The sequence below is a fragment of the Geodermatophilus sp. SYSU D00703 genome, assembly GCF_054050155.1.
Genome location: NZ_JBJGYU010000034.1, coordinates 1 through 18469, shown reverse-complemented (window position 1 = coordinate 18469; position 18469 = coordinate 1). Strand labels below are relative to the sequence as shown.

Annotated in this window: 17 protein-coding genes; 13 read left to right on the top strand and 4 right to left on the bottom strand. The window is 73.4% G+C overall.

Annotated features, from left to right (window positions below):
• Window positions 1–81 precede the first annotated feature (81 nt).
• Together dnaE and ACI782_RS21930 are read left to right on the top strand one after the other, a co-directional pair.
• Window positions 82–3651: a DNA polymerase III subunit alpha gene (gene dnaE, locus ACI782_RS21935; protein WP_456912218.1), complete on the top strand. Its 3570-nt coding sequence runs from the start codon at window positions 82–84 to the stop codon at window positions 3649–3651.
• A gap of 166 nt (window positions 3652–3817) precedes the next feature.
• Entirely contained in the window at window positions 3818–4480 is a 663-nt protein-coding gene (locus ACI782_RS21930) for a DUF2567 domain-containing protein (RefSeq protein ID WP_456912217.1), read from the top strand.
• On the opposite strand, the gene ACI782_RS21925 is transcribed toward ACI782_RS21930, so the two are convergent.
• The gene (locus ACI782_RS21925) at window positions 4473–5273 is read right to left on the bottom strand and encodes an LON peptidase substrate-binding domain-containing protein (RefSeq protein WP_456912216.1); all 801 of its coding nucleotides are present in this window, start codon (window positions 5271–5273) and stop codon (window positions 4473–4475) included. The two genes, ACI782_RS21930 and ACI782_RS21925, sit on opposite strands and share 8 nt — an antisense overlap.
• A gap of 120 nt (window positions 5274–5393) precedes the next feature.
• On the opposite strand from ACI782_RS21925, the gene hisD reads away from it, so the two are divergent.
• Genes hisD through hisH form a run of 5 tightly spaced genes read left to right on the top strand, consistent with a single transcriptional unit; the run spans window position 5394 to window position 9326 of the window.
• On the top strand, window positions 5394–6695 hold the full coding sequence (gene hisD / locus ACI782_RS21920) for a histidinol dehydrogenase (RefSeq protein WP_456912215.1): 1302 nt from the start codon (window positions 5394–5396) through the stop codon (window positions 6693–6695).
• A complete protein-coding gene (locus tag ACI782_RS21915; protein ID WP_456912214.1) occupies window positions 6695–7801 on the top strand; it encodes a histidinol-phosphate transaminase in 1107 nt (368 codons plus the stop codon). The genes hisD and ACI782_RS21915 overlap by 1 nt, the downstream gene beginning before the upstream one ends.
• 5 nt (window positions 7802–7806) lie before the next feature.
• The gene (gene hisB, locus ACI782_RS21910) at window positions 7807–8403 is read left to right on the top strand and encodes an imidazoleglycerol-phosphate dehydratase HisB (protein WP_456912213.1); all 597 of its coding nucleotides are present in this window, start codon (window positions 7807–7809) and stop codon (window positions 8401–8403) included.
• A 51-nt stretch (window positions 8404–8454) separates the two neighbouring features.
• A complete protein-coding gene (locus tag ACI782_RS21905) occupies window positions 8455–8631 on the top strand; it encodes a hypothetical protein (protein WP_456912212.1) in 177 nt (58 codons plus the stop codon).
• Between the two features lie 56 nt (window positions 8632–8687).
• The gene (gene hisH / locus ACI782_RS21900) at window positions 8688–9326 is read left to right on the top strand and encodes an imidazole glycerol phosphate synthase subunit HisH (protein WP_456912211.1); all 639 of its coding nucleotides are present in this window, start codon (window positions 8688–8690) and stop codon (window positions 9324–9326) included.
• Between the two features lie 25 nt (window positions 9327–9351).
• Here hisH and ACI782_RS21895 read toward each other — a convergent pair whose 3' ends face one another.
• The gene (locus ACI782_RS21895; RefSeq protein ID WP_456912210.1) at window positions 9352–9960 is read right to left on the bottom strand and encodes a nitroreductase family protein; all 609 of its coding nucleotides are present in this window, start codon (window positions 9958–9960) and stop codon (window positions 9352–9354) included.
• Between the two features lie 129 nt (window positions 9961–10089).
• Here ACI782_RS21895 and ACI782_RS21890 point away from each other — a divergent pair, with 129 nt between their 5' ends.
• The 3 genes from ACI782_RS21890 to ACI782_RS21880 all read left to right on the top strand — a co-directional run bounded on the left by ACI782_RS21890 (window position 10090) and on the right by ACI782_RS21880 (window position 13561).
• Window positions 10090–11238, top strand: coding sequence for an alpha-hydroxy acid oxidase (locus ACI782_RS21890; protein WP_456912209.1), 1149 nt, complete (start codon window positions 10090–10092; stop codon window positions 11236–11238).
• Window positions 11239–11449: 211 nt separating this feature from the next.
• Window positions 11450–12544 carry a zinc-dependent alcohol dehydrogenase gene (locus tag ACI782_RS21885; protein ID WP_456912246.1) on the top strand — a complete coding sequence of 365 codons (1095 nt, stop codon included), beginning with the start codon at window positions 11450–11452 and terminating at the stop codon, window positions 12542–12544.
• A 12-nt stretch (window positions 12545–12556) separates the two neighbouring features.
• Entirely contained in the window at window positions 12557–13561 is a 1005-nt protein-coding gene (locus ACI782_RS21880) for an amidohydrolase family protein (protein ID WP_456912208.1), read from the top strand.
• Between the two features lie 93 nt (window positions 13562–13654).
• Here the strand turns inward: ACI782_RS21880 and ACI782_RS21875 are convergent, their stop codons facing one another.
• Both ACI782_RS21875 and ACI782_RS21870 read right to left on the bottom strand, forming a co-directional pair.
• Window positions 13655–13780, bottom strand: coding sequence for a hypothetical protein (locus tag ACI782_RS21875; protein ID WP_456912207.1), 126 nt, complete (start codon window positions 13778–13780; stop codon window positions 13655–13657).
• A complete protein-coding gene (locus ACI782_RS21870) occupies window positions 13777–14502 on the bottom strand; it encodes an IclR family transcriptional regulator (protein ID WP_456912206.1) in 726 nt (241 codons plus the stop codon). Before ACI782_RS21870 ends, ACI782_RS21875 begins: the two co-directional genes overlap by 4 nt.
• Before the next feature lie 363 nt (window positions 14503–14865).
• On the opposite strand from ACI782_RS21870, the gene ACI782_RS21865 reads away from it, so the two are divergent.
• From ACI782_RS21865 to ACI782_RS21855, 3 genes are read left to right on the top strand one after another with little or no spacing between them, the layout of a single operon-like run.
• Window positions 14866–16473: an ABC transporter substrate-binding protein gene (locus ACI782_RS21865; protein ID WP_456912205.1), complete on the top strand. Its 1608-nt coding sequence runs from the start codon at window positions 14866–14868 to the stop codon at window positions 16471–16473.
• Window positions 16470–17510 (top strand): ABC transporter permease, encoded by a 1041-nt coding sequence (locus ACI782_RS21860; protein WP_456912204.1) that lies wholly within the window; start codon window positions 16470–16472, stop codon window positions 17508–17510. The genes ACI782_RS21865 and ACI782_RS21860 overlap by 4 nt, the downstream gene beginning before the upstream one ends.
• Window positions 17497–18390: an ABC transporter permease gene (locus tag ACI782_RS21855; RefSeq protein ID WP_456912203.1), complete on the top strand. Its 894-nt coding sequence runs from the start codon at window positions 17497–17499 to the stop codon at window positions 18388–18390. Before ACI782_RS21860 ends, ACI782_RS21855 begins: the two co-directional genes overlap by 14 nt.
• Window positions 18391–18469 lie beyond the last annotated feature (79 nt).

Genomic DNA, 18469 nt, shown 5'->3' with positions numbered 1-18469 from the left:
CACCGCCGGTCTTCCCCGCCGGTCGCCCGTTCCGATCCCCGACGGCCGGGCACGCACGACCTGTGAGGAGCACGCAGCCCCGTGAGCAGCACCCCGTCGACCGACTCGTTCGTGCACCTGCACGTCCACACCGAGTACTCGATGCTCGACGGCGCGGCGAAGCTGCCGGAGGTGACGAAGGCGGCCGCGGAGCACGGCATGCCGGCGCTGGCGATGACCGACCACGGCAACGTCTTCGGCGCCTACGACTTCTACAAGCAGGCCAAGGCCGCCGGCGTGAAGCCGATCATCGGCATGGAGGGCTACTACACGCCCGGCTCGCGGTTCGACCGGGCGCCGTTCGACTTCGGTGACAACCTCATCGACGAGGACGGCGAGGGCGGCTCGTCGCGCGGCAAGGCCGCCTACACCCACATGACGCTGCTGGCCCGCACCACCGAGGGGATGCACAACCTCTTCCGCATCTCCTCGCTGGCCAGCCTCGAGGGCCAGTACCGCAAGCCGCGCTTCGACCGCGACCTGCTGGAGAGGTACGGCCAGGGGCTGATCGCCACCACCGGGTGCCCGTCCGGCGAGGTCAACATGTGGCTGCGCGCCGGCAAGGAGGACCGCGCCCGCCAGGCCGCCGCCGACTTCCAGGACATCTTCGGCAAGGAGAACTTCTACGCCGAGCTGATGGACCACGGGCTGTCCATCGAGAAGAAGACCCGCCCGCAGCTGCTGCAGATCGCGAAGGAACTGGGCATCCCGCTGCTGGCGACCAACGACCTGCACTACACGCACAAGGAGGACGCCGAGGCCCACGACGCCCTCCTGTGCATCCAGACCGGGTCGCGGCTGAACGAGCCCAACCGCTTCAAGTTCAACGGCGACGGCTACTACCTGAAGAGCGCCGCGGAGATGCGGGCGCTGTTCCCCGGCGAGCTCGCCGCGGCCTGTGACAACACGCTGCTGATCGCCGAGCAGTGCGAGGTGTCCTTCACCGAGGGCGCCGACCTCATGCCGCGCTTCCCCCTGCCGCCGGGGGAGGACGAGACCTCCTGGTTCGTCAAGGAGGTCGAGCGCGGCCTGCACAAGCGCTGGCCCAACGGCATCCCCGACCACGTCCGCAAGCAGGCCGACTACGAGGTCGGGATCATCACCCAGATGGGCTTCCCGGGGTACTTCCTCGTGGTCGCCGACTTCATCAACTGGGCCAAGGACAACGGCATCCGCGTCGGTCCCGGCCGTGGCTCGGCGGCCGGGTCGCTGGCCGCCTACGCGATGGGCATCACCGACCTCGACCCGCTGGCGCACGGACTGATCTTCGAGCGGTTCCTCAACCCCGAGCGCGTCTCCATGCCCGACGTCGACATCGACTTCGACGACCGCCGCCGCGGCGAGGTCATCCAGTACGTCTCGCAGAAGTACGGCGAGGAGCGGGTCAGCCAGATCGTCACCTACGGCACGATCAAGGCCAAGGCCGCCATCAAGGACGCCGCCCGCGTGCTCGACCGGCCCTACTCGGTCGGTGACGAGCTGACCAAGCTCATGCCCCCGGACGTGATGGGCAAGGGCATCCCGTTGTCGGGGGTCTTCGACCCGGCCCACCCGCGCTACAAGGAGGCCGCCGAGTTCCGCGCCCGCTACGAGTCCGACCCGGGCGCGGCCGAGGTCGTCGACCAGGCCCGCAAGCTCGAGGGGCTGAAGCGGCAGTGGGGCGTGCACGCCGCCGGCGTCATCATCGGGCGGTACCCGCTCATCGACAGCATCCCGATCATGCGCCGGGAGAACGACGGCGCCATCATCACGCAGTTCGACTACCCGACCTGCGAGACGCTCGGCCTGCTGAAGATGGACTTCCTGGGCCTGCGCAACCTCACGGTCATCGACGACGCGCTGCGCAACATCGTCGCGAACGGCAAGGAGCCGGTCGACCTCGACGAGATCAGCAGGGACCTCACCGACAAGGCCACCTACGAGCTGCTGTCCCGCGGCGACACCCTCGGCGTGTTCCAGTTCGACGGCGGCCCGATGCGGTCGCTGCTGCGGCTCATGCGGCCGGACAACTTCGAGGACATCTCCGCCGTCGGCGCGCTCTACCGGCCCGGCCCGATGGGTGCGAACTCGCACACCAACTACGCCCTGCGCAAGAACGGCCAGCAGGAGATCACGCCGATCCACCCGGAGCTGGCCGAGCCGCTGGAGGACATCCTCGGCACGACCTACGGCCTGATCGTCTACCAGGAGCAGGTCATGGCGATCGCGCAGAAGGTCGCCGGGTACTCGCTCGGCAAGGCCGACCTGCTGCGCCGCGCGATGGGCAAGAAGAAGAAGTCCGTCCTCGACGCGGAGTTCGTCGGGTTCGAGGCCGGCATGAAGGAGCGCGGCTACTCCGACGCGGCGATCAAGACGCTGTGGGACATCCTCGTCCCGTTCGCCGACTACGCGTTCAACAAGGCCCACTCGGCCGCCTACGGCCTGGTGTCCTACTGGACCGCCTACCTGAAGGCCAACTACCCGGCCGAGTACATGGCCGGGCTGCTCACCAGCGTCGGCGACGACAAGGACCGCCGGCCGATCTACCTGGCCGAGTGCCGGCGGATGGGCATCAAGGTGCTCCCGCCGGACGTCAACGAGTCGTCCTGGGACTTCGCCGCCGTCGGCACCGACATCCGCTTCGGTCTCGCGTCGGTGCGCAACGTCGGGCACAACGTCGTCGACTCGATCCGCCGGGCGCGCGAGGAGAAGGGCGCGTTCAAGGACTTCGCGGACTTCATGCGCAAGATCGACACGGTGGCCTGCAACAAGAAGGTCATCGAGTCCCTGGCCAAGGCCGGCGCGTTCGACTCCCTCGGTCACTCCCGGCAGGGCATCGTCGCCGTCCACGCGCAGGCGGTCGACTCGGCCATGGCACTCAAGCGCAAGGAGGCCGAGGGCCAGTTCGACCTGTTCGGCAGCTTCGGGGGCGACGACGACGGCGCGGACGACCCGTTCGGCGGGGCCCTCGACATCGTCATCCCGACCGCCGACTGGTCGAAGAGCGAGCGGCTGATGTTCGAGCGGGACATGCTCGGCCTCTACGTCTCCGACCACCCGCTGCACGGCGTCGAGCACGTGCTCACCGCGCACGCCGACACCCCGATCGCCGAGATCAACGCCGGCGGCGTGGAGGACGGCGCGAACGTGACCATCGCGGGCATCCTCACGTCGGTCGCCCCGCGCACCAACAAGCAGGGCGCGCCCTGGGCGATCGCCACGCTCGAGGACCTCGAGTCCGGCATCGAGGTGTTGTTCTTCCCGAAGACCTGGGCCGAGGTGTCGGAGAAGGTCGTCCGCGACCAGATCGTGGTGGTCAAGGGCCGGATCAGCCGGCGCGACGACCAGCCCTCGCTGTTCGGCGCCGAGGTCACCATCCCCGAGCTCACCGAGGGGCCGCGCGGCCCGGTCATGGTCTCCATGGCGGCCGCCCGCTGCACCCCGCCGGTCGTCGAGCGGCTGCGCGAGGTGCTGGGCAGCCACCCCGGCACCACCGAGGTGCAGCTCAGGCTGGTCAACGGCAGCCGGGAGACGGTGCTGCGGCTCGACCAGGGCCTGCGGGTCCGGCCGAGCACCGCGCTGATGGGCGACATCAAGGCCCTGCTCGGCCCGACCAGCGTGGCGCTGCTGTGACGAAGGAGTACCACCCTTCCCCCCACGCCATTCGGACAAGGACCCCGTCCTCCTCACCGCTCGCAGGCTCGCGGCGAGCCTCTGGACGGGGCCGGCCGCCGACGGGGGCGAGGGCGCCGCGACCGTCGGGGAAGAGGTTCCCGGGTTCGCGCGGTTGACTGGGGACGTGCACGGTCCCGTTCCGCCCGGTCCCGCCGAGCCGCTGCGGGCTCCCCGACGGGCCTGGTGGGCGAGCGGGCCCCGCTGGCCAGGGGTCGTCGAGCTGCGCGCCGACCTGCCCGGCGCGCTGGGGATGACCGGCGTGCTGCTGCTCTGCGGCGCGCCCGCCGGCCTCCTGTGGTGGGCACTGGCCCCGCGGGCCCAGTTCCAGGTCACCCAGGACGGCCCGGTGGCCGTCGGGCGCCCGTCGGCCGAACTGCTCGTGGCCGACGACGGCGTCTTCACCCTCGTGCTGGCCGGTCTCGGCCTGCTGGCCGGCGTCGTCGCCTGGCGGCTGCGCCGGCGTCGCGGGGTGGCCCTGCTGCTCGCCCTCGCGGTGGGCACGCTGCTCGCCGCGGTCCTGGCCTGGCAGCTCGGGCAGCTGCTCGGGCCCCCGCCGACGCAGGAGCAGCTGGCCGACGTCGGCGCGGAGGGCACCACCGGGCTGCGGCTGAACTCCCTGGCGGCGCTGGCCGTCGGCCCGTTCCTCGCCGTCCTGGCCTATGTGCTGGCCACGCTGCTCGCCTCCGCCGAGGACCTCGACCGGCCCGACCCGCCGCACGGTGCGGCCCTGCCGCCGGGTGGGGCGGTCCCGGCCGCGCCGGCCCGCGAGGACGCCCGGTTCAGTTGACGCTGCGCGGCCCGGCGAAGCGCTGCAGCGGCGCCGGCACCGCCCCCACCGTCTCCAGCAGGGTCAGCTCCCGGCGCAGCAGCCGGGACTCCGCGCGCAGCCGCCGCCGCGTCGCCGACTCGGCCAGCAGCGCCTGCCGGTCCTCGGTGGTGAGCAGGGCGGCCGACGCCACGAGGTAGGACAGCGCCCGCGAGTCGCCGGAGACGGCGTCCAGCAGCGCCTCCGGGTCCGGCTCGTCGCCGTCGGCCTCCCCGGTGAGCTCCGCGACCGCGGCGACGTACTCCGCGAACAGCTCGCCCACCCCCCGGACCAGCACGTCCAGCGACCCGCGGGCGACGTCGGAGACGAGGTCGTCGTGCTCGGCGTCGGGCCCCGCGTCGTCGGCCGGCACCAGGCCCTCCTGGTCGCCGGCGGCCTCCTCGGCGGCCTCCTCGTCCGCGAGCCACTCCACCTCGGCCCGCAGGTACGGCGGGTCGTCGCCGACGAGCACGTCGAGCAGCCGGAACCGGTCGCCGCCGACGGTCATGATGCGGAACCCGCCGTCGGGCTGGGGGCGCACCGCCTGCAGCCGGGCGGTGCAGCCCACGTCGTAGAGCGCCTCCGCCGGGGCCACCTGCTCGACCTCCCAGCCCTGGCGGATGGCGACCACGCCGAAGAACCGGCCGTCGGCGTCGGGCCGGGCCAGCAGGTCACGCATCAGCCGCCGGTAGCGGAGCTCGAAGACCTGCAGCGGCAGGACCACCCCGGGGAACAGCGGCGTCCCGAGGGGGAAGAGCGGGATCACGTCGCCCACGCTCCGGGAGCCTACGGGGGAGGGGAGCGGCCCGGACCGGGCACGACACCGGTGCCCGCGGCCGCCCCGTCTACCCTGGGGTGTTCCCGTCCCCGCCTCGGAACCGCCCGGAGGTCCGCCGTGCTCGCCCGCATCGACCTGCGTGGGTCCGCACTCCCGGGGGTGCGTGAGCTCTCCGGCCTGCTCCCGCGCGCCGCGACCGACATCGACTCGGTACTGGCGACGGTCCGGCCGCTGTGCGAGGACGTCCGCATCCGCGGCGCCCGGGCGGTCCGCGAGATCACCGCCCGCCTCGACGGCGTCGACCTCGAGGACTTCGCCGTCCCGGCCGCCGCGATCGAGCGGGCGCTCGCCGAGATCGACCCCGCCGTCCGGGCCGCGCTCGAGGAGGCGATCACCCGGGTTCGGAAGGTGCACGCCGACCAGCGGCGCACCGACGTCACGACCCAGGTGGTCCGCGGCGGCACGGTGACCGAGCGCTGGGTGCCGGTGCGCCGCGTCGGTCTCTACGTGCCCGGCGGCCTCGCGCCGCTGCTGTCCAGCGTGGTCATGAACGTCGTCCCCGCGCAGATCGCCGGCGTGGAGTCGATCGCGGTCGCCTCCCCGCCGCAGCGCGACCACGGCGGCCTGCCCGACCCCGGCGTCCTCGCCGCGTGCGCGCTGCTCGGCGTCACCGAGGTCCACGCCGTCGGCGGCGCCCAGGCGATCGCGGTCTTCGGCTACGGCGCGGGCTCCTGCGAGCCGGTCGACATGGTCACCGGCCCCGGCAACGTGTACGTGACGGCGGCCAAGCGGCTGCTGCGCGGGCTCATCGGCATCGACTCCGAGGCCGGTCCCACCGAGGTCGCGATCCTCGCCGACGACACCGCCGACCCCGCACACGTGGCCGCCGACCTCATCAGCCAGGCCGAGCACGACCCGCTGGCCGGTGCGGTGCTGGTGACGACCAGCGAGGAGCTGGCCGACGCCGTCCTCGGCCTGGTCCCCGGGCAGGTGGCCGCCACCAAGCACTCCGACCGGATCACCACGGCACTGGACGGCAGCCAGTCCGGCATCGTCCTGGTGGACGACGTCGAGGCGGGCCTGCGGGTGGTCGACGCCTACGCCGCCGAGCACCTGGAGATCCAGACCCGGGACGCCCGGGAGGTGGCGCTGCGGGTGCGCAACGCCGGAGCGGTCTTCGTCGGCCCCTGGTCGCCGGTGTCGCTCGGCGACTACTGCGCCGGCTCCAACCACGTGCTGCCCACCGGCGGCTGCGCGCGGCACTCCAGCGGCCTGTCGGTGCAGTCGTTCCTGCGCGGCATCCACGTGGTCGAGTACGACGAGCAGGCCCTCGCCGAGGTGGCCGGGCACATCGACGCCCTCGCCGGTGCCGAGGACCTGCCCGCGCACGCCGCCGCCGTCCGGGTCCGGCAGCGCTGATGGCGCGACTCGACGAGCTCCCGCTGCGGCCGGAGCTGCGGGGCCGCACGCCCTACGGCGCCCCCCAGCTGCCGGCCAAGTACCGGCTCAACACCAACGAGAACCCGCACCCGCTGCCGCCCGAGCTGCTGGCCGACCTCGGCGAGGCCCTCGGGCACGCCGCGGTCGAGCTCAACCGCTACCCGGACCGCGACGCCCTCGACCTGCGCCGCGACCTCGCCGCCTACCTGACCCGCACCGGCGGCCAGGCGCTCGACGCGACGCAGGTGTGGGCGGCCAACGGCAGCAACGAGATCCTGCAGCAGGTCCTGCAGGCCTTCGGCGGCGCGGACCGGACGGCGCTGGGCTTCACGCCGTCCTACTCGATGCACCCGATCATCTCCGCCGGCACCGGCACCACGTGGGTCGACGGACGGCGGCGGCCGGACTTCACCATCGACCCGGAGGCCGCCGCGGCGCAGGTGCGCGAGGTCGCCCCCGACGTGGTCTTCGTGACCAGCCCGAACAACCCGACCGGCACCGCGGTGGAGCTGTCGACCGTCGAGGCGCTCCACGACGCGACGTCCGGCGTGCTCGTCGTCGACGAGGCCTACGCCGAGTTCGCCCGCACCGGCACGCCGTCGGCGCTCACCCTGCTGCCGGGCCGGCCGCGGCTGATCGTCAGCCGCACGATGAGCAAGGCCTTCGGCATGGCCGGCCTGCGCCTGGGCTACCTGGCCGCCGACCCCGCCGTCGTCGACGCGCTGCAGCTGGTCCGGCTGCCCTACCACCTGAGCTCGCTGACCCAGGCCGCGGCGCGGACCGCGCTGGCGCACACCGACGCCCTGCTGGCCACCGTCGACGCGGTCAAGGCCGAGCGGGACCGGATTGTCGCCGCGCTGCCCGGGATGGGGCTGACCAGCGTGCCCAGCGACGCCAACTTCGTCCTCTTCGGCCGCTTCGCCGACGCCCCCGCCGCCTGGCAGGCGCTGCTCGACCGCGACGTGCTCGTGCGCGACGTCGGGCTGCCCGGCTGGCTGCGGGTCACCGCCGGGACGCCGGAAGAGACCGACGCCTTCCTCACCGCGCTGGGTGAGGTGGCCGCCGACCACCGCCTGGGAGACTGAGGGTCATGAGCAGGACTGCACGCGTCGAGCGCGAGACCAGCGAGACCAAGCTGGTCGTCGAGCTCGATCTCGACGGCACCGGGGCGAGCTCCATCAGCACCGGGGTCGGGTTCTACGACCACATGCTCACCGCGCTGTCCAAGCACAGCGGCATCGACCTCACCGTGCGGGCCGACGGCGACCTGCACATCGACGCCCACCACACGGTGGAGGACGTCGCGATCGCGCTGGGTCAGGCGTTCGCCCAGGCGCTGGGGGACAAGAAGGGCATCACCCGCTACGGGGACGCCACGATCCCCATGGACGAGGTGCTCGCGCAGGCCGCGGTCGACCTCTCCGGCCGGCCCTACTTCGTGCACTCCGAGCCCGAGAACATGACGCCGATGATCGGGCCGGACTACCCGACCAGCCTGACCAAGCACGTGCTGGAGTCCTTCGCGTTCAACGCGCGGATCAGCCTGCACGTGCGAGTGCTCCACGCCGGCCGCGACGCCCACCACATCGTCGAGGGGCAGTTCAAGGCCCTGGCGCGGGCGCTGCGCGCGGCGGTCGCCCTCGACCCGCGGGTCACCGACGTCCCCTCCACCAAGGGCGCCCTGTAGCTCCATGACACGCGCTCCGCTGCCTCGCAGGGCCCCGCTCCGGTTCCTCGCATGACGTTCGCCGTCCTGCTGCTCGTGGTGGGCGGCTTCCTGCTCGGCGGGGCCTGGAGCATCTGGAAGGCCGACTCCGACACCGAGGGCCGGACCGGGCCGCAGGTGTTCTTCGCCGTCGTCCTGCTGGTCGCGGCCGTGCTGGCCACGGCGTCGGGCGTCCTGCGGATGGTGTGAGCCAGCTCCCGGAACAACCGCCGGGCGCGTCCTGGCTGAGAACTAGCGTGGGAGCCATGAAGAAGGTCGTCGTGCTCGACTACGGGTCGGGCAACCTCCGCTCGGCGGAGCGGGCGCTGGCCCGCGTCGGCGCCGACGTCATGGTGACCGGTGACCCGCGGGCGGCCCTGGACGCCGACGGCCTGGTCGTCCCCGGTGTGGGCGCCTTCGCCGCGTGCATGGCGGGGCTGCGCGCCGTCGACGGCCCGCGCGTGATCGGCCGCCGGCTGGCCGGCGGGCGGCCGGTGCTCGGGGTCTGCGTCGGCATGCAGGTCCTGTTCGAGCGCGGCGTGGAGCACGGCCAGGACGCCGAGGGCTGCGGGGAGTGGCCCGGCGTCGTCGAGCCCCTCGAGGCCCCGGTCCTGCCGCACATGGGCTGGAACACCGTGCAGGTGCCGCAGGCCAGCGTGCTGTTCGACGGGCTCGAGGACCAGCGCTTCTACTTCGTGCACTCCTACGGCGTGCGCAACTTCCCCCTGGGTTCGGAGGGGGCGCCGTCCCGGCTGGCCCCGCCGCTGGTCACCTGGGCCGAGCACGGGGACCGGTTCGTCGCCGGCGTGGAGAACGGCCCGCTGTCGGCGACCCAGTTCCACCCCGAGAAGAGCGGCGACGCGGGCGCCCAGCTGCTCATGAACTGGCTGGCCACGCTGGGCTGAGACGGCGCGATCCGCGGCCCGTCGGTCACCACCGGCCGCGGTGCACGACCTCCGCCACGCCCCGCCGGCCGCGGCGCAGGGACGGCGACCGGCGGTCCTCCGCGCCCGGGTAGCCCACCGAGACGCACCCCACCGGGCGGTACTCGGCGGGGACGCCGAAGGCCGCGCGGAAGGCGTCCACCCGCTCGGCCGGGACGCCGAAGAAGCAGGCGCCCAGCCCCTCGTCGACGGCGGTCAGCAGCACCAGCAGCGCCGCCATGCCGGTGTCGACGTCCCAGTAGGGGACCGGCCACCGCGCCTCGTCGCGGTCGGTCCAGCCCTTGTCCGGCTCGGCGTAGCGGTCGAGGTACGCGGCCTTGCACGACAGCGGCACGACCAGCAGCGGCGCCCGGCGCATCCGGGTCAGCCAGGCGTCGGGGGCGCCGGGGGAGGTGGTCGCGGCCCAGAACCGCTCGCGGTCGGCGGCGTCCTCCAGCACCAGGAACGCCCAGCCCTGGCTGAAGCCGGCCGACGGGGCGCGGATGGCGTGCTCGAGCAGCCGCTCGCGCACCTCGGGCGGCACCGGCCGGTCGGGGTCGTAGTCGCGCACCATCCGGCGCCGGCGGACGACGTCGGCGAACTCCACGGCGGCCACCCTGCCACCCCGGCACCGCGGCCGGTCCGGAGCCCACTACCGTGCTCCGTCCGGTCCCGCCCACGCCGTGGCCGGCCTCGCCGTCCCGGGGGCGCACGGCCGCGGCCCCGTCCCTCCGGAGGTCCGCCCGTGCGGGTGCAGTCGGTGGTCAACCTCGCCGAGATGCGGGAGCTGGCCCGCTGGCGGCTGCCCCGGCCGGTCTTCGACATGGTCGACGGCGGGGCGGACGACGAGCTGACGCTGGCCCGCACCGAGGCGGCCTTCCGCGAGATCCGGCTCAGCCCCCGCACCATGGTCGATGTCGCCTCCGTCGACCCCTCCGTCGCGGTGCTCGGCCGGCGCGTGTCGGTGCCGGTCCTGCTCGCGCCCACCGGCGGCGGGCGGATCGCGCACCGGCGGGCGGAGCTGGCGGTCGCGGCGGCCGCCCGCGCGCACGACACGGTCTACGTGCAGAGCACGGTCACCGGCTACCCGCTCGAGGAGGTGGCCCGGGCCGGTGGGGGAGGGCTGAGGGGTGGGGGAGAGCTCTGGTACCAGCTCTACCTGCCCGCGACGCGGGACGAGGCCCGCGCGTCGCTGGACCGGGTGGCCGCCGCCGGCTACCGCGTGCTGGTCCTGACCGTGGACACCCCGGTCTTCGGCGGCCGCGAGCGCGACCGCCGCAACGGCTTCTCGCTGCCGGTCCGCCCGCGGCCGCGGATGCTGCTGCACGGCGCCGCGCGCCCGGCGTGGGCGGTGGACTTCCTCCGCGGCAACCTGCCCACCCGGCGGCACGGCCGGCTGTCGGCGTGGACGACGCAGCGGCAGGTCCTGGCCTCGCCCCGGCCGGTCACCTGGGACGACCTCGCGTTCGTCCGCGACCGGTGGAGCGGGCCGCTGGTCGTCAAGGGGGTCCTGCGCGCGGACGAGTGCGCGCGCTTCCTCGACGCGGGCGTCGACGGCCTGGTCGTGTCCAACCACGGCGGCCGCCAGCTCGACGGGGTCCCGGCCAGCATCGAGGCGCTGCCCGCCGTCGCCGAGGCGGTGGACGGCCGGGTCGACGTCCTGCTCGACGGCGGTGTCCGGCGCGGCACCGACGTCCTCAAGGCGCTCGCGCTCGGCGCCCGTGCCGTGCTCGTCGGCCGCCCGTACCTCTACGGCTTGGCGGCCGACGGCCAGGCCGGCGTCGAGCGGGTGCTGGAGCTGCTGAGGGCGGAGCTCGTCCGCGCCCTGGCCCTCACCGGCTGCCGCGGCGTCGCCGACGTCGACGCCGGGCTGCTCCTCCGGCCGCACTGCTGAAGGACCACCCGTCCCCTCACGCCTCGCAGGCTCGCCGCGGGCCCCTGGCGGGGGGCCGTTGACCGCCGGGCGGAAGGGGCGTGGTGACCGTCGACGGCCCGCACCTACCGTGACCGGCAGCACACCCAGGAGCGGCCGCGCGAGGCGCGCGCGAGGGGCCCGGTCGAGGCGCTCCTGAGCTCCGGAGAGAGAAGAGGACGGATTGGCCGAGATGGTGCGCGCCGCGGTGCAGGTGGGGCCGCGCAAGATCGAGATCCAGGAGTTCCCCCGCCCGAAGACCGGTCCGGACGACGGCCTGCTCCGCCTCGAGGCCAACGGCCTGTGCGGCAGCGACGTGGAGTTCTACAAGGGCCACGCGCGGCCGGACAGCCCGGCGTTCGTGCCCGGCCACGAACCGATGGGCATCGTCGAGGAGGTCGGCGAGAACGCGGCGCGGCGCTGGGGCGTGCAGCCGGGGGACCGGGTCGCCCTGGAGGTCGTCATCCCGTGCCGCAACTGCTTCGACTGTCTGACCGGCAACTACCAGGCCTGCCGCAACCGGGTGGGCGGTCACGGGGTCACCCCGGTCGACGTCGCGCCGTCCCTGTGGGGCGGGTTCGCCGAGTACGTGTACTTGGCCCCCGGGTCCGTCGTCCACAAGATCGACAACACCCTGCCGGTCGAGGTCGCGGCCATGTACAACTCGATGGGTGCCGGCGTCCGGTGGGCGCTGCACTACGGGCAGGTCCAGTTCGGCGACACCGTGCTCGTGCTCGGCTCCGGCCTGCGCGGCATCGCCGCGGTCATCGCCGCCAAGGCCGCCGGGGCAGGGACGGTCGTCGTCACCGGTCTCGAGGCCGACGCGCACAAGCTGGCGCTGGCCCGCGAGTTCGGCGCCGACCACGCGCTGGTCGTCGACGGCGACGCCGCCGAGGACGTCGTCGAGCGCGTCCGCGACCTCACCGACGGCCGCGGGGTCGACGTCGCCCTGGAGCTCACCCCGATGGCCGCCGGCCCGGTCACCGACGCGCTGCTGTCCACCAAGCACGGCGGGCGGGTCGTCCTCGCCGGCATCAAGGGCGACCGCGAGATCCCGGTCCGCACCGACCTGATCATCAACCGGGCCCTCACCGTCCAGGGCGCCTTCGGCGTGGACGCCAGGGCGATGGCCGAGGCGATCGCGCTCATCGAGTCCCGCCGCTTCCCGCTGGAGCGGCTGCACACCCACACGTTCGGCCTGGACGACACCGCGCACGCCATCGAGGTCCTCGCCGGCGAGGTGCCCGGCGAGTCCGCCGTCCACGTCTCCGTCCACCCGAACCTCTGACCGGAGGACCGCATGCTCGTCGACACCCACGCCCACCTGCTGCCGTACGACTACCCGGCCGACGCCCCCGAGTGCTTCCCCCGCATGGAGCCGGTGGACGGCGAGACCGCTCGCACCCTGCTGTTCGGGCAGATGCAGTTCAAGGCCAAGGACGTCTTCTTCGACGCCGAGCGCCGCCTCGAGGCCCAGGACGCCTCGGGCGTCGACGTCGAGGTGCTCACCCCCATGCCGCCGCTGCTGCGCTACGACCTGCCGCTCGCCGACGGCCTGGCGCTGGCCCGCCACGTCAACGAGTTCAGCGCGACGCTGTGCCAGACCGACCCGACCCGGCTGATCGCCCTCGGCATGGTGCCGATGCAGGACCCGGACGCCGCCACCGCCGAGCTGTCCGCGATCGAGGAGATGGGCCTCGCCGGCGTCGAGATCGCCTCGAACGTCCTCGGCTCGTCGATCGGCCACGAGAAGTTCCTGCCGTTCTTCGCCGAGGTCGAGCGACTGGGCCTGTCGGTGTTCGTGCACGCCATGCCCTCGCCCACCGAGCGGCTGCCGATGTCGGCCATGGGCACCTACGTGGTCGGCGTCGAGGGTGCGTTCGCGGCCGCCTCCATGGTCACCGGCGGCACCGTCGCCAAGTGCCCCGACCTGCGGATCTCCTTCAGCCACGCGGCCGGCGGCTACCCGCTGATGATCCCGCGCCACCAGTACTTCTGGGGCGGCTCGTGGAACGAGGAGCCGAAGAACCCCGAGCGCGCGGTCATGCCCGACGACGGCCCCTCGCCGCTGGAGCTCGCCCGGCGCTTCTTCTACGACTCGCTGGTCTTCGACCGGCGGGCGCTGACCTACCTGATCGACCTGCTCGGCGCCGACCGGCTGCTCGTCGGCTCGGACTTCCCGGCCATGCCGCGCGAGGAGCCCGCCGGCCGGACGCTGAAGTCGATGGACCTGCCCGAGGACGTCCTGCGGCAGATCACCTGGGACAACGCCTGGCGCTGGCTGGGCATGGCGCCCACCCGCTGAGCGACCCGGCTCCGGGGCCGCACGGGCTCCGGAGCCGGCCCGCGCGGTCAGCCCCGGGCCGGCCCGCGGGCAGCCCCGGGCGGTCCGCGCCGTTCAGCGCCGGGGGCGGGACGGCGGCTGCGCCGACGGGGCGCCCAGCGCGCGGGAGATGCCGCGCGCGGTGGCGTTGAGCACCGGCACCAGCGCCGCCGCCTGCGTCGTGCCGGCGGCGACGGTCACCCCGAGCGAGGCCACCACCTCGTCGCCCTGGCCGCGCACCGGGACGGCGACCGCGAGCGCCGGCGCCTCGCGGTCAGCTGGTTCTCGGCGGCGGCGTACCCGGTCCGGCGCACATCGGCCAGCGTGCGCCGCAGCACCGCCGGGTCGGTGATGGTGTCCGGCGTGAACCCCCTCAGCGGGCCGTCGAGCACCTCCTCCTGCACCTCCGGGCCCGCGAAGGCCAGCAGCACCTGGCCGGTGCCGGTCGCGTGCAGCGGCCAGCGTCCGCCGATGCGGCTCATCAGCCGCACCGCGCCGCGGGCCCGCAGCGCCTCCACGTAGACGACGTCGGCGCCGTCCCGGACCCCGAGGACGACGTTGGCCCGCGTGGCCTGGTGCAGGTCGTCGACGTAGGGCACCGCCAGCTCCCGCAACTGCAGCCCGTGCGGCGCCAGCGCGCCGAGCTCCAGCAGCCGCAGCCCGATGCCGTGGCGCCCGTCCTCGCCCCGTTCCAGGGCGCCCCACGCCCGCAGCTCGCCGACGAGGCAGTGCGTGGTGGTGAGCGACAGCCCGGACCGGCGGCTGATCTCGCTGAGGGTCAGGGTCGCGTGCGCCGGCCCGAACGCGGCCAGGACGGCGAGGACCCGGCCCGCCGCGGTGGCGCCCTGTCCGCCGCCGGGGAGCCGCTCCGGGCCCTGCCGGCCCCGCCCGCCGGCCGGTCGCAGCGGCCTCGGAGTCGTCACGCCACCCTCCACCCCTGCCGCGCGGGCAGCGTCCATCGCACGGGCACGGAGCGTCCCCCGGGCCACTGTCCGTCCGCGCGTCCGCGCGTGTCGATCGAGCCCGCCGGCCGGTGCGTGTGCCCGCTGCGACGGGTGGGACGGGCACCGCCGGGCGGACCGTCCGGTCCGCACCGGGGAGCCAACTTGTCTTCCGCGGGACGAAAGCGACGGGGCTCCCGGGCAGGCCGCTCACGGAACCTGGTCCGGCCGCCAGTGACCCCCATCACGGCGTCCAGCCACCGGTCCGCCCGCGCGAGTCAGTCCTCGGCGTACCGCTCCGCTCACCGTCCACCCCGTCACCGAGGCCCCAAGGGGAGCACCTACATGAAGCAACGGACTGTCCTGTCCCTCCTCACCACCGCCGCGCTGGCGCTGTCAGCGTGCGGCGGTGGCGGCGGAGGCACCGACGCCTCCGGTCCCGGGGGCCCGGTCGGCGACCCGCAGTCCGGGGGCGAGCTCACCGTCCTGGAGGACGCCGCGTTCGCGGGCAGCTGGCCGGCCGGTCTCGACCCGGCGACCAACACCACCGGTGGGTCCAACATCGCGATGCAGCAGGCCATCTTCGGCGGCCTGTTCCTGCTCACGGCCGACGACGACGGCGCCAACGCCGAGGTCACGCCGAACCAGGCGGAGAGCTACGAGCTCTCCGAGGACGGCACGGTCTTCACCGTCAAGCTGCGCGAGGGCATCCAGTTCAGCGACGGCACGCCGCTGGACGCCGAGGCGGTCCGCTTCAACTGGGAGCGCGACCTGTCGAACCCCTGCACCTGCAAGCCGACCTGGCCGCTGGCCGAGAACGGCATCCAGGTCGTCGACCCCCTGACGCTCACGCTGACGTTCACGCAGCCGTACCCGGCGATCCTGGCCTCGTTCCCGGTGAGCAACGTCAACTGGATCGCCTCCCCGACGGCGCTGCAGGAGATGGGCGAGGACGCCTTCAAGATCACCCCGGTCGGCGCCGGTCCGTTCACGGTGGTCGAGAACCAGCTCAGCTCGGTGCTCGAGCTCGAGCGCAACGAGAACTACTTCAAGGAGGGCCTGCCCTACCTGGACAAGCTCACCTTCCAGTCGATCGGTGGTGACCAGCCCGCGTACCAGGCGCTGCAGGCCGGTCAGGCGCAGGCCTACGAGGGCATGAACACCACACCGCTCGTGGAGCAGGCGCAGAACAACCCGCAGCTGCAGGTGACGATCCAGCCGGCGACCTCGCCCTACGTCGTCCAGCTGAACACGAAGACCGCGCCGTTCGACGACCCGCGGGCCCGCGAGGCGATCTACCGGGCGACCGACTTCGACGCCATCAACGAGGGCATCTTCGGCGGCAACTACGAGGTGGCCGACTCCTTCGTCGCGCCGGGCGGCAAGTTCTACCCGCTCGAGGTCGGCAACTACCCCGAGTACGACCTCGACCGCGCCAAGGAGCTCGTCGAGGAGCTCGGCGGCCTGACGGTCCGGCTGGGGACGATCAGCAACTACGTCGCCACCCAGATCAACACCGCCCTGCAGACGCAGTGGCAGGAGGCCGGCATCGACGTCGAGATCAACGACTACCAGCTCTCCGGCGTCATCCAGGAGTTCACCGGCGGCCAGTGGCAGGCCATGCTGCAGACCGCCGGCGCCTGGGACCCCGCCGCCGGTGTCGGTGTCGGCTTCCGCTTCAACTCCGGCGTCCCGTACAGCGGCGTCAACGACCCGGAGCTCGACCAGCTGCTGTCGCAGGGGGCCTCGACCCTCGACGAGGGACAGCGGGCCGACCTGTACACCCAGGCCGCCGAGCGGATCGCGGAGAACTTCTACGCGCCCTTCGGCCTGGCCTTCGCCCCGGCCAACATCGCCGCGCAGGGTGTCCACGGCCCGGGCCTGACCACCAAGATCCCGCCGCTCCTGGTCAACACCGGGGTCATCTGGGACGAGGTCTGGCGGGAGCAGTGACCACGACCGCGACCACCCCGCGGGTCCCGGCGCAGAGCCGGGGCCCGCGGGCCTCCCGCCTCACCCGGGTCACCGGGTCGCCGGTCCTGCGGCTGGTCGTCAAGCGCCTGCTGATGGCCATCCCGATCATGCTCGGGGTCACGATCCTGACGTTCTGGGTCCTGAGCCTGATCCCGGGCAACGCCGCCCAGCAGCTGCTGGGCCCCGAGGCCACCCCCGAGGACGTCGCGCTGCTCGAGCAGCAGCTCGGCCTCGACGAGCCCGGCGTCGTCCGCTACCTGGAGTGGCTGCAGGGCGCCGTCACCGGCGACCTGGGCAATTCGATCGTCAGCCGCCAGCCGGTCAGCGACATCCTCTCCGACCGGCTCCCGGTCACCGCCGAGCTCGTGCTCCTGGCCTTCGTCGTCTCCCTGGTCCTGGCCATCCCGGTCGCCCTGCTCGCCGCGCACAAGCCGGGCGGGGTCATGGACCGGATCAGCATGGTCGTCAGCACCCTGGGCCTCTCGGTGGCCAACTACGTGCTGGCCCTGATCCTGGTGCTGGTCTTCGCGGTCACCCTCGGCTGGCTGCCGGCCATCGGCTACGTCCCGCTCGAGGACGGGCTGTGGGCCAACCTGCAGGGGATGATCCTGCCGTCGGCGGCGATCGGCCTCCCGCTGTTCTGCTTCTACACCCGGTTCCTCCGCGGTGACCTGGTCGACCAGATGCAGCAGGAGGAGTACGTCACCACGGCCCGCGCCAAGGGCGTCGGCTCCTGGTCGGTGCTCATCAAGCACGCCTTCCGGAACTCGTCGTTCGGCCTGATCACCGTCGTCGGCCTGAACCTGGGCGCGCTCATCGGCGGCACCGTGATCATCGAGCAGATCTTCGCGCTGCCGGGCATCGGCCAGATGCTCCTGCAGGCCATCAACACCCGTGACTTCGTCGTCGTGCAGGCCGCGGTCGTGATCTTCGCGCTGGTCGCGGTGGTCGCCAACCTGGTGGTGGACCTGCTCTACGCCCTCCTGGACCCGAGGATCCGCTATGGCAGTCGTTGAGCCGGCTCCGTCGATCGCCATCGCCCCGGAGATCGACGAGGCCGAGACCAAGGTCGGCGCCCGCGGCCGCCGCTGGCGCAGCACCCTGGGCACCTGGATCCCGGCCGGGCTGATCGCCTTCGTGGTGATCGCCTGCTTCCTGGGCCCGACCCTGCTGTCGCTGCCCAGCCCGGTCGGCGGCAACATCCTGGAGAGCAACCAGCCGGCGTTCTCGCCGGGCCACATCCTGGGCACCGACCCCAACGGCAACGACATCCTGTCGCGGCTGCTCAACGGCGGTCAGTCCTCGATCTGGATCGCCGTGGCGGTCAACCTGCTCGGCCTGGCCATCGGCGGGACGCTGGGCGCGCTGTCCGGCTACGTCGGGGGCGTCGTCGACACCGTCATCATGCGGGTCCTCGACGTGCTCATCGCCTTCCCGTCGCTGGTGCTCACCCTCGCGGTGGCGCAGGCCCTCGGCCCCAGCATGACCAACACGATCTTCGCGCTGGCCTTCTTCAGCATCCCGGCGTTCGCCCGGGTGGCCCGCTCGGCGGTGCTGCGGCTGCGGGAGATGCCGTTCATGGCCGCCGCCCAGCTGGCGGGGACGCCGGCCCGGCGGATGCTGTTCAAGCACCTCGCGCCCAACATCGCCCCGCAGCTGATCACCTTCGGCATGCTCGGCATGGGCATCGTGATCATCATCGAGGGCGCGCTGAGCTTCCTCGGTCTCGGCATCCCCGACCCCGCTCCGAGCTGGGGCAACATGGTCGCCACCGGACAGCTGAGCCTCTCGGCCACGCCGATGCTCGTCGTCTGGCCCAGCGTGGCGCTGCTGGTCACCGTCCTCGCCTTCAACCTCCTCGGCGAGAACCTGCGTGCACGTTGGAGTGGTCGATGAGCAAGCGAACGGTGACCTACCCGGCGGGCGACTCGATCGTCTCCGAGGGCGTCCTGGAGCCCGCGCCCGTGCGCCGGCC